Genomic DNA, 13,927 nt, shown 5'->3' with positions numbered 1-13,927 from the left:
CGCACCCGGTTTTCAGCCAGCCTGCTTCAGCGCGGCCTTCTCGGCGCGCAACTCCTCGATCGAGCGGACGCTGCGCCGCGCGGCACCCGCCCATTCGCGGGTCTTGACGCTGGATTTGGACAACCGCTCTTTTGCCGCCGGCACCGCATGCGCATATTGCGGCAGCCAGGGCGCCTGGGCGACGACCATTTCGTCGACCATCTGCCAGACCTCCTCCGGTGTCGACACCGCGCCGACCAGCGGGTCATGCAGCACTGCAAGCTTGAGCAGGTCGATGTCGCCGGATATGGCAGCATGCACCGACATGCGCTGGACATTGATCGAGGACATGCAGGTCGCGGCACATGCCTCCGGCAAGGTGATGCCGGCCGCCATGTTGATACCGAAGCGGTCGACGAAGCCGGGCGATTCGACGATGGCGTCCTGCGGTAGATTGGTGATGACGCCGTCATTCTTGACGTTGAAGTGGCCGCGATAGACGCGGTTGGTCTCCAGCGCCTCCAATATGTGGCTGGCATGCTCGTTGGAGCGTTTTGACGGATCGATCGGCTTCGCCGCCGCTTCGAGGAATTGCGGATATTCCGTCTCGAACCAGTTTCGGGTCTCGGTGGAATAACGGAGATAGCCGCCCGTCTCGCCATGGATCCAGTCGGACATGTCGATCCAGCGGGTGATCTCGTCCGGACGCTTGCGATACCAGGGAAGGTATTCGGACAGGTGGCCGTTGCTTTCGGTCGAATAGACGCCGAAGCGCTTCAACACGTCTATGCGCAGTTTTTCCTGCCTTGAATAGACCGGATGCGCCTCGAAGGCGGCGACCAGCTCGTCCTTGCCGATTTCGCGGCCGTTCAGGCGCAGCTTGATGAACCAGGTCTGGTGGTTGATGCCGGAACAGACATAGTCGAGTTCCCGAGGCGATTTCGCGCCCAGCACCTCGGCGATCTGCTCGGCGCCGTGCTGGACGCCGTGGCAGAGCCCGACCGTGTCGACCTTGCCGTACTCGATCGCCGCCCAGGTGTTCATTGCCATCGGGTTGGCATAGTTGAGGAATTTCGCGTCGGTCTCGGCGACTTCGCGTATATCTTTGCAGAAATCGAGGATCACAGGGATGTTGCGCTGGCCATAGAGGATGCCGCCGGCGCAGATCGTGTCGCCGACGCATTGGTCGATGCCATATTTCAAGGGGATTCTGATATCGTCGGCATAGGCTTCGAGCCCACCGACCCGCACACAGCTGATAACATAACGTGCGCCCTCGAGCGCCTTGCGGCGGTCCGTCGTCGCCGTCACTTTGGTCGGCAATTTGTTGGCCTCGACGATCCGGTCGAGGATCGCCTTGATCATCTGGAGATTGTGCTCGCTGACATCGGTCAGCGCGAATTCAATGCCCTTGAACTCCGGTACGCACAATATGTCGGTGAACAGCTTCTTGGTGAAGCCGACGCTGCCGGCGCCGATAATAGCGATTTTGAAACTCATCACCTTCACCTCGATCCGATCGAATGCTAGGCAAGGGGCAGCAAGGGAGGATATGGCGACACGCCAAGGCGCGCGCGCCAATCGAGCCGGATTCCGGCTTTTCTCCTCCCGCCCGCTCCTCGACCGCGGGTTCTTCGCGTTCTTGAGGACCCGATTATGCGCTTATTCGCGGGCGCGACCAGAGAAGGATTATGCTTTCAAGGGTAATTTTGTGCTGCGGGATCTGATCGCCAACGGACAGTCGATGCGCACGATCTCGCTGCCGCGCGGTCGCCAGCGCCTGCATGCCATGCCGACGAGCACCGGCTACGAAGTGCGCGAGGGCGAAATCTACGATTGGGACGGGCGCAAGCGCGGCCAGACGCCATTCACCGTGCTCCAGCACACGATCAACGGAAGCGGCCGGCTTCGCTATGAGAACCGAAACTATCGCCTGCAGCAGAACGACACGCTGCTGGTGCTGGTGCCGCACAACCACCGCTACTGGCTGGCCAAGGACGAGCGCTGGGAATATTTCTGGATCTCGATGAATGGCGAGGAGGCGCTGCGCATCCACAAATCCATCCTCGACGTCTCGGGTCCCGTGTTCCGGCTGCAGCCGGAGACGATCGATCACCTCGCCGATTGCAGCCTGCGGCTCATAAACGGGGCCGTTTCGCCGGGCGCGGCCTCGGCGATCGCCTACGAGGCGGCGATGGCGCTCTATGACGATGTCTTCGGCTCGCATGCCTTTGCCGAAAAGCAGAGCGCCATGCAGCCGGTCATCGACCACATCAACGCCAATCTCGACAGGCGGCTACCGGTAGCGGACCTCGTCCAGATCAGCGGCCTCAGCCGGGCCCACTTCTCGCGCTGCTTCGCCGAGAGCGAAGGCATCCCGCCCGCGGAGTTCGTGCTGCAGCAGCGGCTGCAACGCGCCGCCAAGCTTTTGACCAAGGCTGACTTCCTGCCGGTGAAGGAAGTCGCCATCCTGTGCGGCTTCGAGGACGCGAACTATTTCTCGAAGGTCTTCCGCCGCTGTTACGGCATTAGCCCGGGCCAGTTCCGCACCACCGGCATGTATGCCAGCATGAGGGTTCCGGGCAGGCGCGACATCAGGGTGTCCGACGACGAGACCTGACCCGGTCGCCGTCCAGCGCAGCCTTGGACGACATGCACTACGCTGCTTGCCGACTGCCGCCGTCCAGCCATTGGAGATCGGCAGGTGAAAGCGCGATGTCGAGGGCGCGCAAGCTGTCGTCCAGTTCGCCCAGCGTGCGCGGGCCGATCAACGGCACCGATGGGAAAGGCTGGTTGAGCACATAGGCGAGCGCAACATGGATCGGGCTCTTGCCCAGCCGCGCGGCAAGTTCGATCGCACGGTCGCGGCGGCCGAAATTGCGCTCCGAGTACCAGACCCGCACCAGTTCTTCATTGTCGCGCCGCTCGCGCCCGGCGCGTTCGGTGAAGAAGCCACGCCCTTGGCTCGACCAGGCGAAATTCGGCATCTGCCGCGCGGTCAGCCAAGCCTTCCAGTCATCGGTGGAGGAGGTCACGCAACCGGCCCAGATCGGCTCCAGCATTTCGGCCAGCGAGAAATTGTTGGAGAGCGCGTCGGGCTTCTGCTTGCCGGTGCGCTCGGCATAGGCGATCGCCTCGTCCATGCGCTGCATCGTCCAGTTCGAGCCGCCGAACGGGCCACGGATGCGGCCTGCCTTGACCTCGCGGTCCATCGCATCGACGAATTCGCCGACCGGCACGTCCGGATTGTCGCGATGCATGAAATAGATATCCACATGGTCGGTTTGCAGGCGGTCGAGCGACTGGTCGAGCTGCTTGCCGATCACGTCGGGATAGCAGAGCGGGGAATGCGCACCCTTGGCGATGATCACCGATTGCTCGCGCACGCCACGGTTCTTCAGCCATAGCCCAAGCAGCGTCTCGGTGTAGCCGCCGCCATAGACATAGCCGGTGTCGAACAGATTGCCGCCTGCCTCGAAGAAGGCATCGAGCAGGATCGAACCCGATGAGAAGGTGCGGAAATCCTCGAAGCCGAGCGCCACCACCGAGGCCGGTTTAGCCAAGCCAGGGATCGCACGCTTGCCGATTGCCGTTCCTGCGGACCGCAGAGGCCGGCCGGAGATGGTGTTGGTGCGCAGCGAAGCTTTCTCGATCTCGTACTCCAGCCCCGCGGCCGCGCGCCATCTGTCGAGCACGCGCAATGTGCCGAGGCTGTCGGCCCAGGCCATGCCCGGCCAGGCGAATTCCTGCCGCCCGGCAAGGATGGCGTCGATGGCGGCGTCGACCTCGAAGGAATAGACGTGACGCTTTTCGTTGACGCTGATGGTTTCGCGCACGCCGTCCGCGCCGATCACATCGATCCGGCCCAAGCCGACATCGCGGTCGCCGCCGGCGAACCAGAAATCCGGCACCTCGATGCGGCCCCTGGTGCCGAGGATGCGCAAGACATTGTCTTGGTTGAGCGAGATGCTGCAGGAGACCTCGGAGAGGATGCCACCTGGAAAATGCAGCAGCGCGGACGCCCATTCGTCGACGCCGGACTGGCCAAGATGGGCGACGCCGGTCACCTTGTCCGGCTCGAGGAACGGCTTGCCGGCCGCGGCGCCGGCAATCAGCCGCGCCATCGAGACGGGGTAGCCGCCGACGTCCAGGATGCCGCCGCCGGCAAGATCGTTGGCGTAGAGCCGGTGCTGCGGCATGAAATCAGGCATGGCGAAACCGAAGCTCGACTTGATCATCCTGATCTCGCCGATGACGCCGGATTTGATCAGGTCCACCAGCTTCAGCGTCTGCGGGTGCAGCCGGTACATGAAGGCCTCGCCGAGGAAGGTGCCGGCCTTACGCGCCGCATGCATCATGGCGTCCGCCTCGAAGGCGGTCAGCGCCAGCGGCTTTTCGCACAGCACGTGCTTTCCCGCCTCCGCCGCCCGGATCGCCCATTGCGCATGGCCAGGGTGCGGGACCGAAATGTAGATCGCGTCGATTTCCGCGTCAGTGAGCAATGCTTCGTAGCCGTCGAGAATGCGCGCGCCGGGAAAGCTCTGCGCCAAGCTCGGCTTGCCCGGATCGCGCGCACCGATGGCGACCAGCTTTCCGTTGCGGGAGCCGGCGACGCCGCCGGCGAAGGCCTTGGCGATGCTGCCCGGGCCGAGAATGCCCCAGCGGATGGGCGTGGTTGCAGTCATTGTCATTCTCCTTGCGGGATGGGAAAGGGCAGCCGATCAGCGCAGCCGCAGCCCTTTTTCGTCGAACAGGTAGGATTTGCGGATGGATACGGTGATCTCTGATGTGTCGGGGACCTTGGCAGCGTCACGCTGGATCACCACGTCCTCGCCATTGGCCGTTCTGGCGTAGAGGAAGCTCGTGCCGCCCAGGTGCTCGACCACATCGATGGTGACGGCAAGATCGGCGTCCCCCTCCCCGGCGCTGCCGAAATGTTCGGGCCGCACGCCAACGATGACCTTGCTGCCGACTGCGGACGCGGCGCCCGTCAGCGGCTGCGTGATGCGGGTCTTCTCCTGGCCAGCGAGTTCCACCACAACGCCGCGCGCATCGCAGCCGACGACGCGGCCCTTGATGAAATTCATCTTCGGCGAGCCGACGAAACCGGCCACGAACTGATTGTCGGGATTGTCATAAAGATCGAGCGGGCGGCCGATCTGCTCGACATGGCCGCCGCGCAGCACGACGATCCGGTCGGCGAGCGTCATCGCCTCGGTCTGGTCGTGCGTGACATAGATCATGGTGGTGCCAAGCTCCTTGTGCAGGCGCGAGATCTCGACCCGCATCTGGACGCGCAGTTCGGCGTCGAGATTGGACAGCGGCTCGTCGAACAGGAACACCTGCGGCTCGCGCACGATGGCGCGGCCGATGGCGACGCGCTGGCGCTGGCCGCCGGAGAGTTTCTTCGGACGGCGCTCCATCAATTCGCTGATGCGCAGGATCTCGGCCGCCCGTTTCACCCTGCGGTCGGTGTCGGCCTTCGGATTGCCGGTCATACGCAGCCCGAAGGAAAGGTTCTGCTCCACGTTCATATGCGGATAGAGCGCGTAGGACTGGAACACCATGGCGATGCCGCGGTCGGCCGGCTCGACATCGTTGACCACCTTGCCGCCGATGGCGATCTCGCCATCGCTGATATCCTCCAGCCCGGCGATCATCCTGAGCAGCGTGGACTTGCCGCAGCCGGAGGGGCCGACGAACACGACGAACTCGCCATCCCTGATGTCGATGTTGGCGCCATGGACGACCTCGAAAACGCCGAAGCGCTTGACGACATTCGTGAGCGTGACGGTTGCCATGCCTACCCTTACTTGACCGCGCCGGCGGCGATGCCGGCAATGAAATGGCGTTGCAGCAGCACGAACACGATCAGCATCGGCACCGTCAGCATTACCGCGCCCGCCATGATGCCGCCCCACGACACTTTGGTGAGGCCGATCAGCGTGCCGAGCGCCACCGGTGCGGTCATCGCGCCCGGCTGGCTGTTGATCAAAAGCGGCCAGAGATAATTGTTCCAGGACGCCAGGAACAGGATAATGCAGAGGGCGGCCAGCATCGGCCGCGCCAGCGGCAGCGCGATGAAAACGAAGATGCGCCACTCCTTCACGCCTTCGACGCGGGCGGCGTCGAACAGGTCATCGGGCATCATCGAAAAACTCTGGCGCATGAACAGCACACCGAGCGAATTGAACAGCGGCGGCACGATCAGCGCCACCCAGGTGTTGGCGAGCTTGAAATCGCGCGCCACCATGATGAATTGCGGGATCAGCACCACCGCGTAGGGAAGCGTGATGGTGCCCAGGATGATGGCGACGACCACGCCCTTGCCGACGAACCGGTAGCGGGCCAGTGCCCAGCCGGCCATGGAAGTCAGCAGCACCGACAGAAAAGTGTAGGTGACCGCCACCGAGACGGAGATGAAAATCGCACCGACAAAGTCGGTGTCGCGCTGCAGGTTGTTGAAATTGTCCACGAAATTGCCGTGCGGTAGCAACTCGATGCCGGGGCTGAAGATGCCGTTGTCCGGCATGGTCGAGAACACGACCATCATCCACAGCGGAAACAGCCAGATCAGCGCCAGTGGCGTGAGGAAAAGATGCAGCAAGAGGCTGCGCTTCAGCCTGGCCGAGGCGAGCGAGCTCATTTCGGTTCCCTCGTCAGCCACAGTTGCACCAGCGTGATGGCGATCGCCAACCCCGCCATGGTGTAGGCGACGGCCGAGGCGTAGCCGAAATTGAGCGACCGGAAGCCCTGGCGATAGAGCAACAGGCCGAGCGTCTCGGTGCCGCCGCCCGGTCCGCCGCGTTCGGTGATCAGGAACGGCTCGGTGAACAGCTGCATGGTGCCGATGATCGACAGCACGGTGCAGAACACGATGACGGGCTTCAACAGGGGCAAGGTGATGAAGAAGAACTGCTTGAGCTTGCTGACCCGGTCGAGCGTCGCCGCCTCGTAGACATCCTCGGGGATGGATTGCATGCCGGCCAGAAGGATGATGGCGTTGTAGCCGGCCCAGCGCCAGGTGACCGCGATCATGATCAGCGCCATGGCCGGCGTGACATTGGAGAACCAGTCGATCTTGGGCAGCCCGACGCTGTTCAGGAGCTTGTTGATGATGCCGAAATCGAGATTGAACATCAGCCGGAACACCGCGGAGTAGGCGACCTCGCCGACCACCACGGGAGCAAAGAAGGCGAAGCGGTAGAGGCCTCGCGCCTTCAAGAGCGGTGAATTCAAAAGCACGGCCATCACCATCGCCAGCGCGATCATCACCGGCACCTGGATGACGAGGATGAGCAGCGTGTTCTTCAGCGCGTTGAAGAAGGCCGGATCGCCGATCAGCCGGCCCCAGTTGAAGCCGGGCGCAAAGCGCCAGGGCACTGTGCGCGTCGCCTGGAACGAGATCAGGAACGAAGAGATGATCGGCCATACCCAGAAGACGGAGAAGATCAGCAGGTAAGGCGCAAGGAAACGATAGGCTGTGGCGTTGCGGTTGCGCATCCTGCTCCTCCTTCTCTCGTCGGCGTTTCAAGCTGTGGTCCCGCAGGCAGCGGCAACCGGTTGGTCAGGACATGCGACATTTCACACGTCCCGCGAGGCGGCCCCCGTGGCTCGGTCGGGCCCGGGCGGCGCATGCCTGCCCGGACCCCGTCTGGGAGGTTATGATTTGACCGGCAGCCCGGTCGCCGCCGCGATCTGGGTGGCAGCATCGTCGAGGGCTGCCTTGGCGTCGGGATAGCCGCCGGCGAGATACTTGGTCTGCACGGCGCGCATGATGATTTCGGCGTCGCTCTGGAACTGCGTGCCGCGGCTGGGGACGATCTTGGGCAAAGTGGCGAGGATGTCCTTCCACACCGCCTGGCCGCCCCAATAGGGCAGGCCTTGCGAGACGTAGGGGTCATTCAGGGCAGACACCAGCGAGGGGACCAGGCCGAATTCCTTGAGCATGGTGATCTGGCCCTCATTGGTTTCGAGCGTGTATTTCAGGTACTCGTAAGCCGCTTCCTTGTTCTTCGACCCCGAAGTGATGGCCAGCGACGACCCGCCGAGATTGGCGGCGCGTGGCCCGTCGGCGGTAAGACTCGGCATCAGGTAGACGCCCCATTTGCCGTTTTCGCCGGCCGATTCGGTGCGGATGGTGCCTTCATACCAGCCGCCATAGACCTGGGTGGCGACGGTGCCGGCGGTGTTGTTGGTGATCTTGGTGCCCCAGTCGGCCGAGGAGATGATGCCGGCGTCCTTCATCTCCTTGATCTTGGCCAGCGTATCGACGCATTTCGGCTGGTTTACCGTGATCGACTGGCCATCCTCGGAGAAATAACCGCAGCCCTGTTCATTGGAGATCATGCGGAAGAATTCGGTGTCGCCGTTGAAGTCGGCGTTGGTCATGGTGACGCCGGGATTGGCGGCCTGGATCTTCTTGCCGGCGGCGATGAAATCGTCCCAGGTCTTGATCGATGCCGGATCGACGCCGGCCTTTTCGTAGAAGTCGCGGCGGTAGAAGGCGGCGACCGGGCCGGAATCCCATGGCATCGCATAGGCCTTGTCGCCGACCTCGAGCTCGGTGCGCTTGAAATCGGGGAATTTCGCCTGATCCTCGGCGCTGTAGCCCAGCGTGTGCAGGTCGACGAAGCAATCGGGAAACTGGCTCCAGTAATTCTCGGCCTCGCCGTTCTCGATGGTGACGACATCAGGCAGGCCGACGCCGCCGGCGGCACATCCGGCGATCGACTTGTCATAGGTCGGCTGGTTGCCGAGATCCTGGACGGTGACCTTGATGTCAGGATGCAGCTTGTTGAACCCGGCAATCGTCGCCTTCAGCGACGAGGCGGCGATGTTCCAGCTCCAGATGGTGATTTCGCCCGATTGCGCGAAGGCCGGGGCTGAACCCAAGGCAAGCGCGAGCGCGGCGCAGGACAGTATGATGCGCATTGAAATCCTCCCATTTCATTTGCTCTCTCTGCGAGCCGGGCTAGACTATGCGGCGCGGAAGGCTTGTCCCCGACAAAGGGAATACGAAATTGGCGGAAAGTAAGATGCCGGACCGGCCGTTTTACCAGCCTGGCGCCAGCAGCGTGGAAGGAATGCCGCTGCTGTTGCAGATGTTCCACACCGCACCCCTGGTGATGCTCAAGCCGCACTGGCATGCGCAGGTCGAGGTGAACTTCATCGTGCGCGGCAGCGTGCATTACCGCATGAACGACCACGAAATCTCGCTTTCGGCCGGTGAGATGTGCCTGTTCTGGGGCGGACTGCCGCACCAGATGGACGATTTGAGCGACGACGCCATCTATGCCGGCGCGCATCTGCCGCTGGTGCATTTCTTCCGGCTGCATCTGCCGGCTGACATACGTCACCGGCTGATGACGGGTGCCACGCTGGTGACCAGCGCCACCGATCAATCCGACAACGATAATTTCGACCGCTGGAACCGCTACGCCCGCTCCGGCGACCCGGCCAGGGCGGAGCACGCCGTCAACGAACTGTTGCTGCGGCTGGAGCGGGTACGATTCGAGCCCTACAGGCTGGTGCCGGAAAACGCGGCCGGACAGGAAGCGGGCAGCCCGTTCGACCAGCAGTCGTCACGCAATGTCGGGCGCATGTGCGATTTCATCGCCGAGAATTTCCTCTACGACATCGATTGCATGAACATAGCGGCGGCCGCCGACCTCCATCCCAAATACGCCATGAGCATCTTCAAGAAATCGACCGGCATGACGCTCAACGAATATGTCAACCTGTTGCGGCTGAGCTATGCGCAGGCGCTGCTCATGCACCAGGATGCCAATGTGCTCAGGGTGGCGATGGATTCGGGCTTCGGTTCGCTCAGCGCCTTCAACAAGTCGTTCCGGAAGCTCGCCGGCATGACACCTACGGATTTTCGCAAGGGATTGGCGGGCGCCAGATAGCGGCGACGCGGCGCGGAAACCAGCGCATCGGGCGGCACTTCTTTTCCTGCCGGAAATCCGCATCTGGGCGCTGGACAGGCCGGATTCCCATGCTATAACCCACGCGCTTTCAAGGGACGCCCACGGCGCTTCCATGAAATCCGGAGCGCGAGTTTTCGTTAGCCGGAACAGGCCCAGATAGCTCAGTTGGTAGAGCAGCGGACTGAAAATCCGCGTGTCGGTGGTTCGAATCCGCCTCTGGGCACCATTTTTTCTCAATTGAACCAAAGACTTACTCTCTAGCGCAATAGCCTAGATGGCTTTAACATCCGTGGCCATCTGCCAGGTCGGCCGCCGTCTCGTCATCCCGGGCAAGCCCAGGGCATCGAGAACTCCGACGACGCTCGCCTCCGTCAGAAGATCCTCCGCGGGCCGAGTTGCCAGCCAGCGCCAAGCCAACAGCATTCGGCCGGCGGGACCGACGTCGTCTCCAGGTCGCGTCGGCAGAACGGCATCATGAAGTGCCGCTTCATCTTCTACACGCCCCATCTGCCGCGCGTTTACCGCCGCCGCAGAAAGCTTTTTTGACGAAACCTGCTCGTTCTTCCAATCCTCCTGACCAACATTGACCACATTTGATTGGCAAATGCCGTCAAAATCAGTCAAAATAATTCCAATGAAGCCAAAAACGGTGGGAATTCGCCGACCAAGAATGACAAACGATTGGGCTCGCTGGATGGATTCGTGATATTTGCGGGACATCGCTCGCCGTGATTCAGGCGAGCGCGTTTGCGGCACCGTGCGGAGATACAGACGTGGCAAGGAATGTCCGGAAATCAGCGGTGGAGGACATGGCGCCATCGGCGTCCGCCGGATCATGGGAAGACGATGGCGGGCGCGGACGGGTCGATTTGATTCCGGCCAAGCGTCATGCCTTCATTCTCGAATGCCTTAAACGGCAAGGAGCCGTAGGCGTTCAGGAACTCATCGACCTCATCGGCGCATCGCCTTCGACCATCCGGCGCGATCTCGAGACGCTTGAACGGCAGGGAGCACTGGAGCGAACGCATGGCGGGGCGATGCTTCAACGCACGCAACTCGCCACCTTCGAGCCGGATCTCGCCACCGCGGCCCATTTCGCCAGGGCCGAGAAAGAGGCCATCGGCGCCGCCATGATGTCGGAACTTCGCGCCGGCCAAAGTGTCATTTTCGACGCAAGCACGACCGTGCTGGAAGTCGCCCGCGCTATCGCTGCGGCGCCTATCCCGCTTACGGCCGTCACCAACAGCCTTGCGATCGCGCAGATACTTGCAACCGTGCCGGAAGTGCGCCTGGTCATGCTGGGAGGCACCTGCAAGCCGGGCTCTCTGACCCTGGTCGGCCAGCCCGGCGAGAATTTCCTGCGAACCATCCACGCCGACGTGGCCATCCTGGGGACTCATGCCATCACAGGGGACATGCTCACGGAGACCTCGCTAGAGGTCGCGGCGATGAAGCAGGCGATGATCGCGGCGGCGCGCCGTGTGGTCGTGCTTGCGGACAATTCGAAGTTCACTGCCCCCAATTTCTGCACCATCTGCCGTCTGGCCGATATTCACCAGATCATTACCGACGAGGGCATCGATCAAGCTCACCTCACCAATCTTCGGACGCTCGATGTGAACGTCCGCGTCGTGCGCGTCAGCCGCCCAGGTTCTTCAGTTGAGCGCTCTTGAGGGCGTGGATATCCGGGTCGTAGCCGACGACCTGACCGGCGCCCTGGACAGCGCGGTTTCCTTCGCATCGCCTGGCCACGGCATTGGGGTGAGCTGGCGACTGGACGGTCCGCTTTCGGAGCGCATGGCTGTCGATGTCGCCACACGAGAGGGCGCCGAGGCGACGGCCGTCGCCAGGCACCGGGCGCTCGCGCCATGGCTCGCCGCCGGACAATTGAGTTTCAAGAAGATCGACAGCCTTTTGCGCGGTCACGTCATCGCCGAAATAGAAGCCTGCATCGCCAAGGGGACGTACCAGCGCGTTGTGCTGGCGCCTGCTTTCCCATTTCAGGGGCGCGTTACGCGCGTCGGGCGCCAATGGCGGCTCGATCGGCCCGAAATGGTAGGTCCCGACCTCCTCGCCGACCTCGGCCAGCGCTTTTCGGCCGGGCGTTCAACACCGGGGGCCCGGCCGATTCATTTCATCACCCTCTACGATGCCGAAACGGACACGGACCTGGACAAGATCGTCGCAACGGCCAGAGTGCCGGAGGCACGGACCTTGTGGGTCGGTACGGGCGGCTTGGCGGCGGCACTTGCACGGTACATGAAAGCGCCGCGGGAGCCTGCTCTTGCGTTATCCGCGCCGTTCCTTGGCCTTGTCGGCACAAATCACGAGGTCACAGCGGGACAGGTGGCCCTCTTTGCCGCCCGGCATGCGGATGCGCATATCGTTATCGAACGCGACATCGACAAAGCGAAAAAGCGCTTGGCGGAACGGATGATGCAAGGCGCGCCTTCGATTGTCAGCGTCGCCGCATCGGGTGATCGCCACGCGGTGGCGGATCATATCGGCAAGGTGTTTGCCTCGCTTCTCGAAGGCCTGCCAAGGCCCGGCACGTTGCTCGTCACTGGCGGCGAAACATTGCGGTCGGTGTGCGACAGCCTAGGCGCCGTCGAACTCACGGTCGAAAGCGAGATCGAGCCGGGGCTGCCGGTTTCCGTCATCAAAGGCGGCATTTTCGAAGGACTGGCCACGATTTCGAAATCGGGCGCGTTCGGCGACAGCGCCCTGCTCTGCAGGCTTGCCGTTCTCGCGCGTCCCTGATCAGGACGATTGCCGGCAAAGTGGCGCCCCATCCGCCCTGCTTGTCAAATAGCGTCAAAAAACACTGCGAAGCCGAGCGTGGCCGAGATCTCAGCCCGCAGAGGAGAGGCGCAGGCCCGATCGGCCGTGAAATTTGATTGCGAATGATCGCGAAAGAAAACTATTGCGCATATGTGGCTAGAAGGATTAGAAGATGATCACAATTGACCGATATGGGGTGTTTATGTCTGGTCCAAGGCTCGGCATCACAATGGGTGATCCCGCGGGCATCGGCCCCGAGATCATCGCGAAGGCATGCGCACGGCTGAAACCGCGCCTTGCCGACGGGTCACTGTCGCTTCTCATCATCGGCAGCGTCACCGCGATGCACGCGATGGAGTTCATTTCAGGACGTATCGAGCGGGAAGAACCGTCGGCTTCGGCCGCCAGACCTTTTCCGCCCGTGGCCATTCTTGAGGCCGGACCAGAGCGGGCCCCCATAGAGACAGGCGTCATGTCGGCCGAAGGCGGGCGCCTTGCCTACCTGGCCATAGAAAAAGCTGTTCGCCTGGCCCAGGCCGGCTCGATTGCAGGCATCGTTACGGCTCCTCTCAACAAGGAAGCGCTCAACCTGGCCGGCTATCACTATGCCGGCCATACCGACATGCTGGCAGAACTGACGGGCGCACGCGATTCCGTGATGATGCTTGCCCACGGCGATTTTCGCGTCAGCCATGTCTCGACCCATGTGGCGCTGGCTCAGGTTCCCTCGAAACTGACCGAACCCCGATTGCGGCGGGTGATCCAGTTGACCGTCGAGGCATTGCAAGGGCTCGGCATTGCCCATCCGCGCATTGCGATTGCCGCGCTCAACCCGCACGCTGGCGAAGGCGGCATTTTCGGTCGTGAGGATATCGACATCACGACCCCGGTCGTCGCCTCATACACATCGCCCGATTTCACCGTGGTTGGACCTGTTCCGGGCGACACGGTCTTCGTCAAGCTGCGTGCCCGTCAGTATGACGCGGTGGTCGCGATGTATCACGACCAGGGCCATGTCCCGGTGAAACTGCTCGGCTTCAATGTCGACCCCGCGACCGGTGAGTGGAAAGCGCTCTCCGGTGTCAATGTCACGCTCGGCCTTCCGATCATCCGCACGTCCGTCGACCACGGCACGGCCTTCGATATCGCCGGCAAGGGCATCGCCAACGAGGACAGTCTGGTCGAGGCGATCGAATTCGCCGTCCAGATGGCCGCGGCAAAATCCAAACCTTAGG

Annotated in this window: 12 protein-coding genes and 1 tRNA gene; 6 read left to right on the top strand and 7 right to left on the bottom strand. The window is 62.5% G+C overall.

Annotated elements, in window-relative coordinates:
* Positions 1 to 12 precede the first annotated feature (12 nt).
* Positions 13 to 1,479 (bottom strand): alpha-glucosidase/alpha-galactosidase, encoded by a 1,467-nt coding sequence (locus LB533_RS17695; RefSeq protein ID WP_140643245.1) that lies wholly within the window; start codon positions 1,477 to 1,479, stop codon positions 13 to 15.
* Between the two features lie 244 nt (positions 1,480 to 1,723).
* On the opposite strand from LB533_RS17695, the gene LB533_RS17690 reads away from it, so the two are divergent.
* On the top strand, positions 1,724 to 2,599 hold the full coding sequence (locus LB533_RS17690; protein ID WP_263487591.1) for an AraC family transcriptional regulator: 876 nt from the start codon (positions 1,724 to 1,726) through the stop codon (positions 2,597 to 2,599).
* A 37-nt stretch (positions 2,600 to 2,636) separates the two neighbouring features.
* On the opposite strand, the gene LB533_RS17685 is transcribed toward LB533_RS17690, so the two are convergent.
* The 5 genes from LB533_RS17685 to LB533_RS17665 form a co-directional block, all read right to left on the bottom strand.
* A complete protein-coding gene (locus LB533_RS17685; protein ID WP_224677830.1) occupies positions 2,637 to 4,664 on the bottom strand; it encodes an aldo/keto reductase in 2,028 nt (675 codons plus the stop codon).
* A 36-nt stretch (positions 4,665 to 4,700) separates the two neighbouring features.
* Positions 4,701 to 5,780: an ABC transporter ATP-binding protein gene (locus LB533_RS17680; protein ID WP_224677829.1), complete on the bottom strand. Its 1,080-nt coding sequence runs from the start codon at positions 5,778 to 5,780 to the stop codon at positions 4,701 to 4,703.
* An 8-nt stretch (positions 5,781 to 5,788) separates the two neighbouring features.
* Positions 5,789 to 6,625 (bottom strand): carbohydrate ABC transporter permease, encoded by an 837-nt coding sequence (locus LB533_RS17675; RefSeq protein WP_224677828.1) that lies wholly within the window; start codon positions 6,623 to 6,625, stop codon positions 5,789 to 5,791.
* Positions 6,622 to 7,482 (bottom strand): carbohydrate ABC transporter permease, encoded by an 861-nt coding sequence (locus tag LB533_RS17670; RefSeq protein ID WP_140501017.1) that lies wholly within the window; start codon positions 7,480 to 7,482, stop codon positions 6,622 to 6,624. The genes LB533_RS17675 and LB533_RS17670 overlap by 4 nt, the downstream gene beginning before the upstream one ends.
* Positions 7,483 to 7,641: 159 nt before the next feature.
* Positions 7,642 to 8,913, bottom strand: a complete 1,272-nt coding sequence (locus LB533_RS17665; protein WP_224677827.1) for an extracellular solute-binding protein — start codon at positions 8,911 to 8,913, stop codon at positions 7,642 to 7,644.
* Between the two features lie 104 nt (positions 8,914 to 9,017).
* Here LB533_RS17665 and LB533_RS17660 point away from each other — a divergent pair, with 104 nt between their 5' ends.
* Positions 9,018 to 9,890: a helix-turn-helix domain-containing protein gene (locus LB533_RS17660; protein WP_140501013.1), complete on the top strand. Its 873-nt coding sequence runs from the start codon at positions 9,018 to 9,020 to the stop codon at positions 9,888 to 9,890.
* Between the two features lie 171 nt (positions 9,891 to 10,061).
* Positions 10,062 to 10,137 (top strand) — tRNA-Phe (locus LB533_RS17655).
* A 44-nt stretch (positions 10,138 to 10,181) separates the two neighbouring features.
* Here LB533_RS17655 and LB533_RS17650 read toward each other — a convergent pair.
* A complete protein-coding gene (locus LB533_RS17650; protein ID WP_411970895.1) occupies positions 10,182 to 10,631 on the bottom strand; it encodes a DUF1403 family protein in 450 nt (149 codons plus the stop codon).
* An 8-nt stretch (positions 10,632 to 10,639) separates the two neighbouring features.
* Here LB533_RS17650 and LB533_RS17645 point away from each other — a divergent pair, with 8 nt between their 5' ends.
* The 3 genes from LB533_RS17645 to pdxA all read left to right on the top strand — a co-directional run bounded on the left by LB533_RS17645 (position 10,640) and on the right by pdxA (position 13,926).
* Entirely contained in the window at positions 10,640 to 11,584 is a 945-nt protein-coding gene (locus tag LB533_RS17645) for a DeoR/GlpR family DNA-binding transcription regulator (protein ID WP_318012502.1), read from the top strand.
* A gap of 4 nt (positions 11,585 to 11,588) precedes the next feature.
* A complete protein-coding gene (locus tag LB533_RS17640) occupies positions 11,589 to 12,671 on the top strand; it encodes a four-carbon acid sugar kinase family protein (protein ID WP_224677894.1) in 1,083 nt (360 codons plus the stop codon).
* A gap of 223 nt (positions 12,672 to 12,894) precedes the next feature.
* A complete protein-coding gene (gene pdxA, locus LB533_RS17635; RefSeq protein ID WP_224677826.1) occupies positions 12,895 to 13,926 on the top strand; it encodes a 4-hydroxythreonine-4-phosphate dehydrogenase PdxA in 1,032 nt (343 codons plus the stop codon).
* Position 13,927 lies beyond the last annotated feature (1 nt).

It is taken from the genome of Mesorhizobium sp. BR1-1-13 (assembly GCF_020165515.1).
In the GTDB taxonomy this organism is placed as follows: Bacteria; Pseudomonadota; Alphaproteobacteria; order Rhizobiales; family Rhizobiaceae; genus Mesorhizobium.
This window is presented reverse-complemented; position numbering and strand designations above follow the sequence as displayed.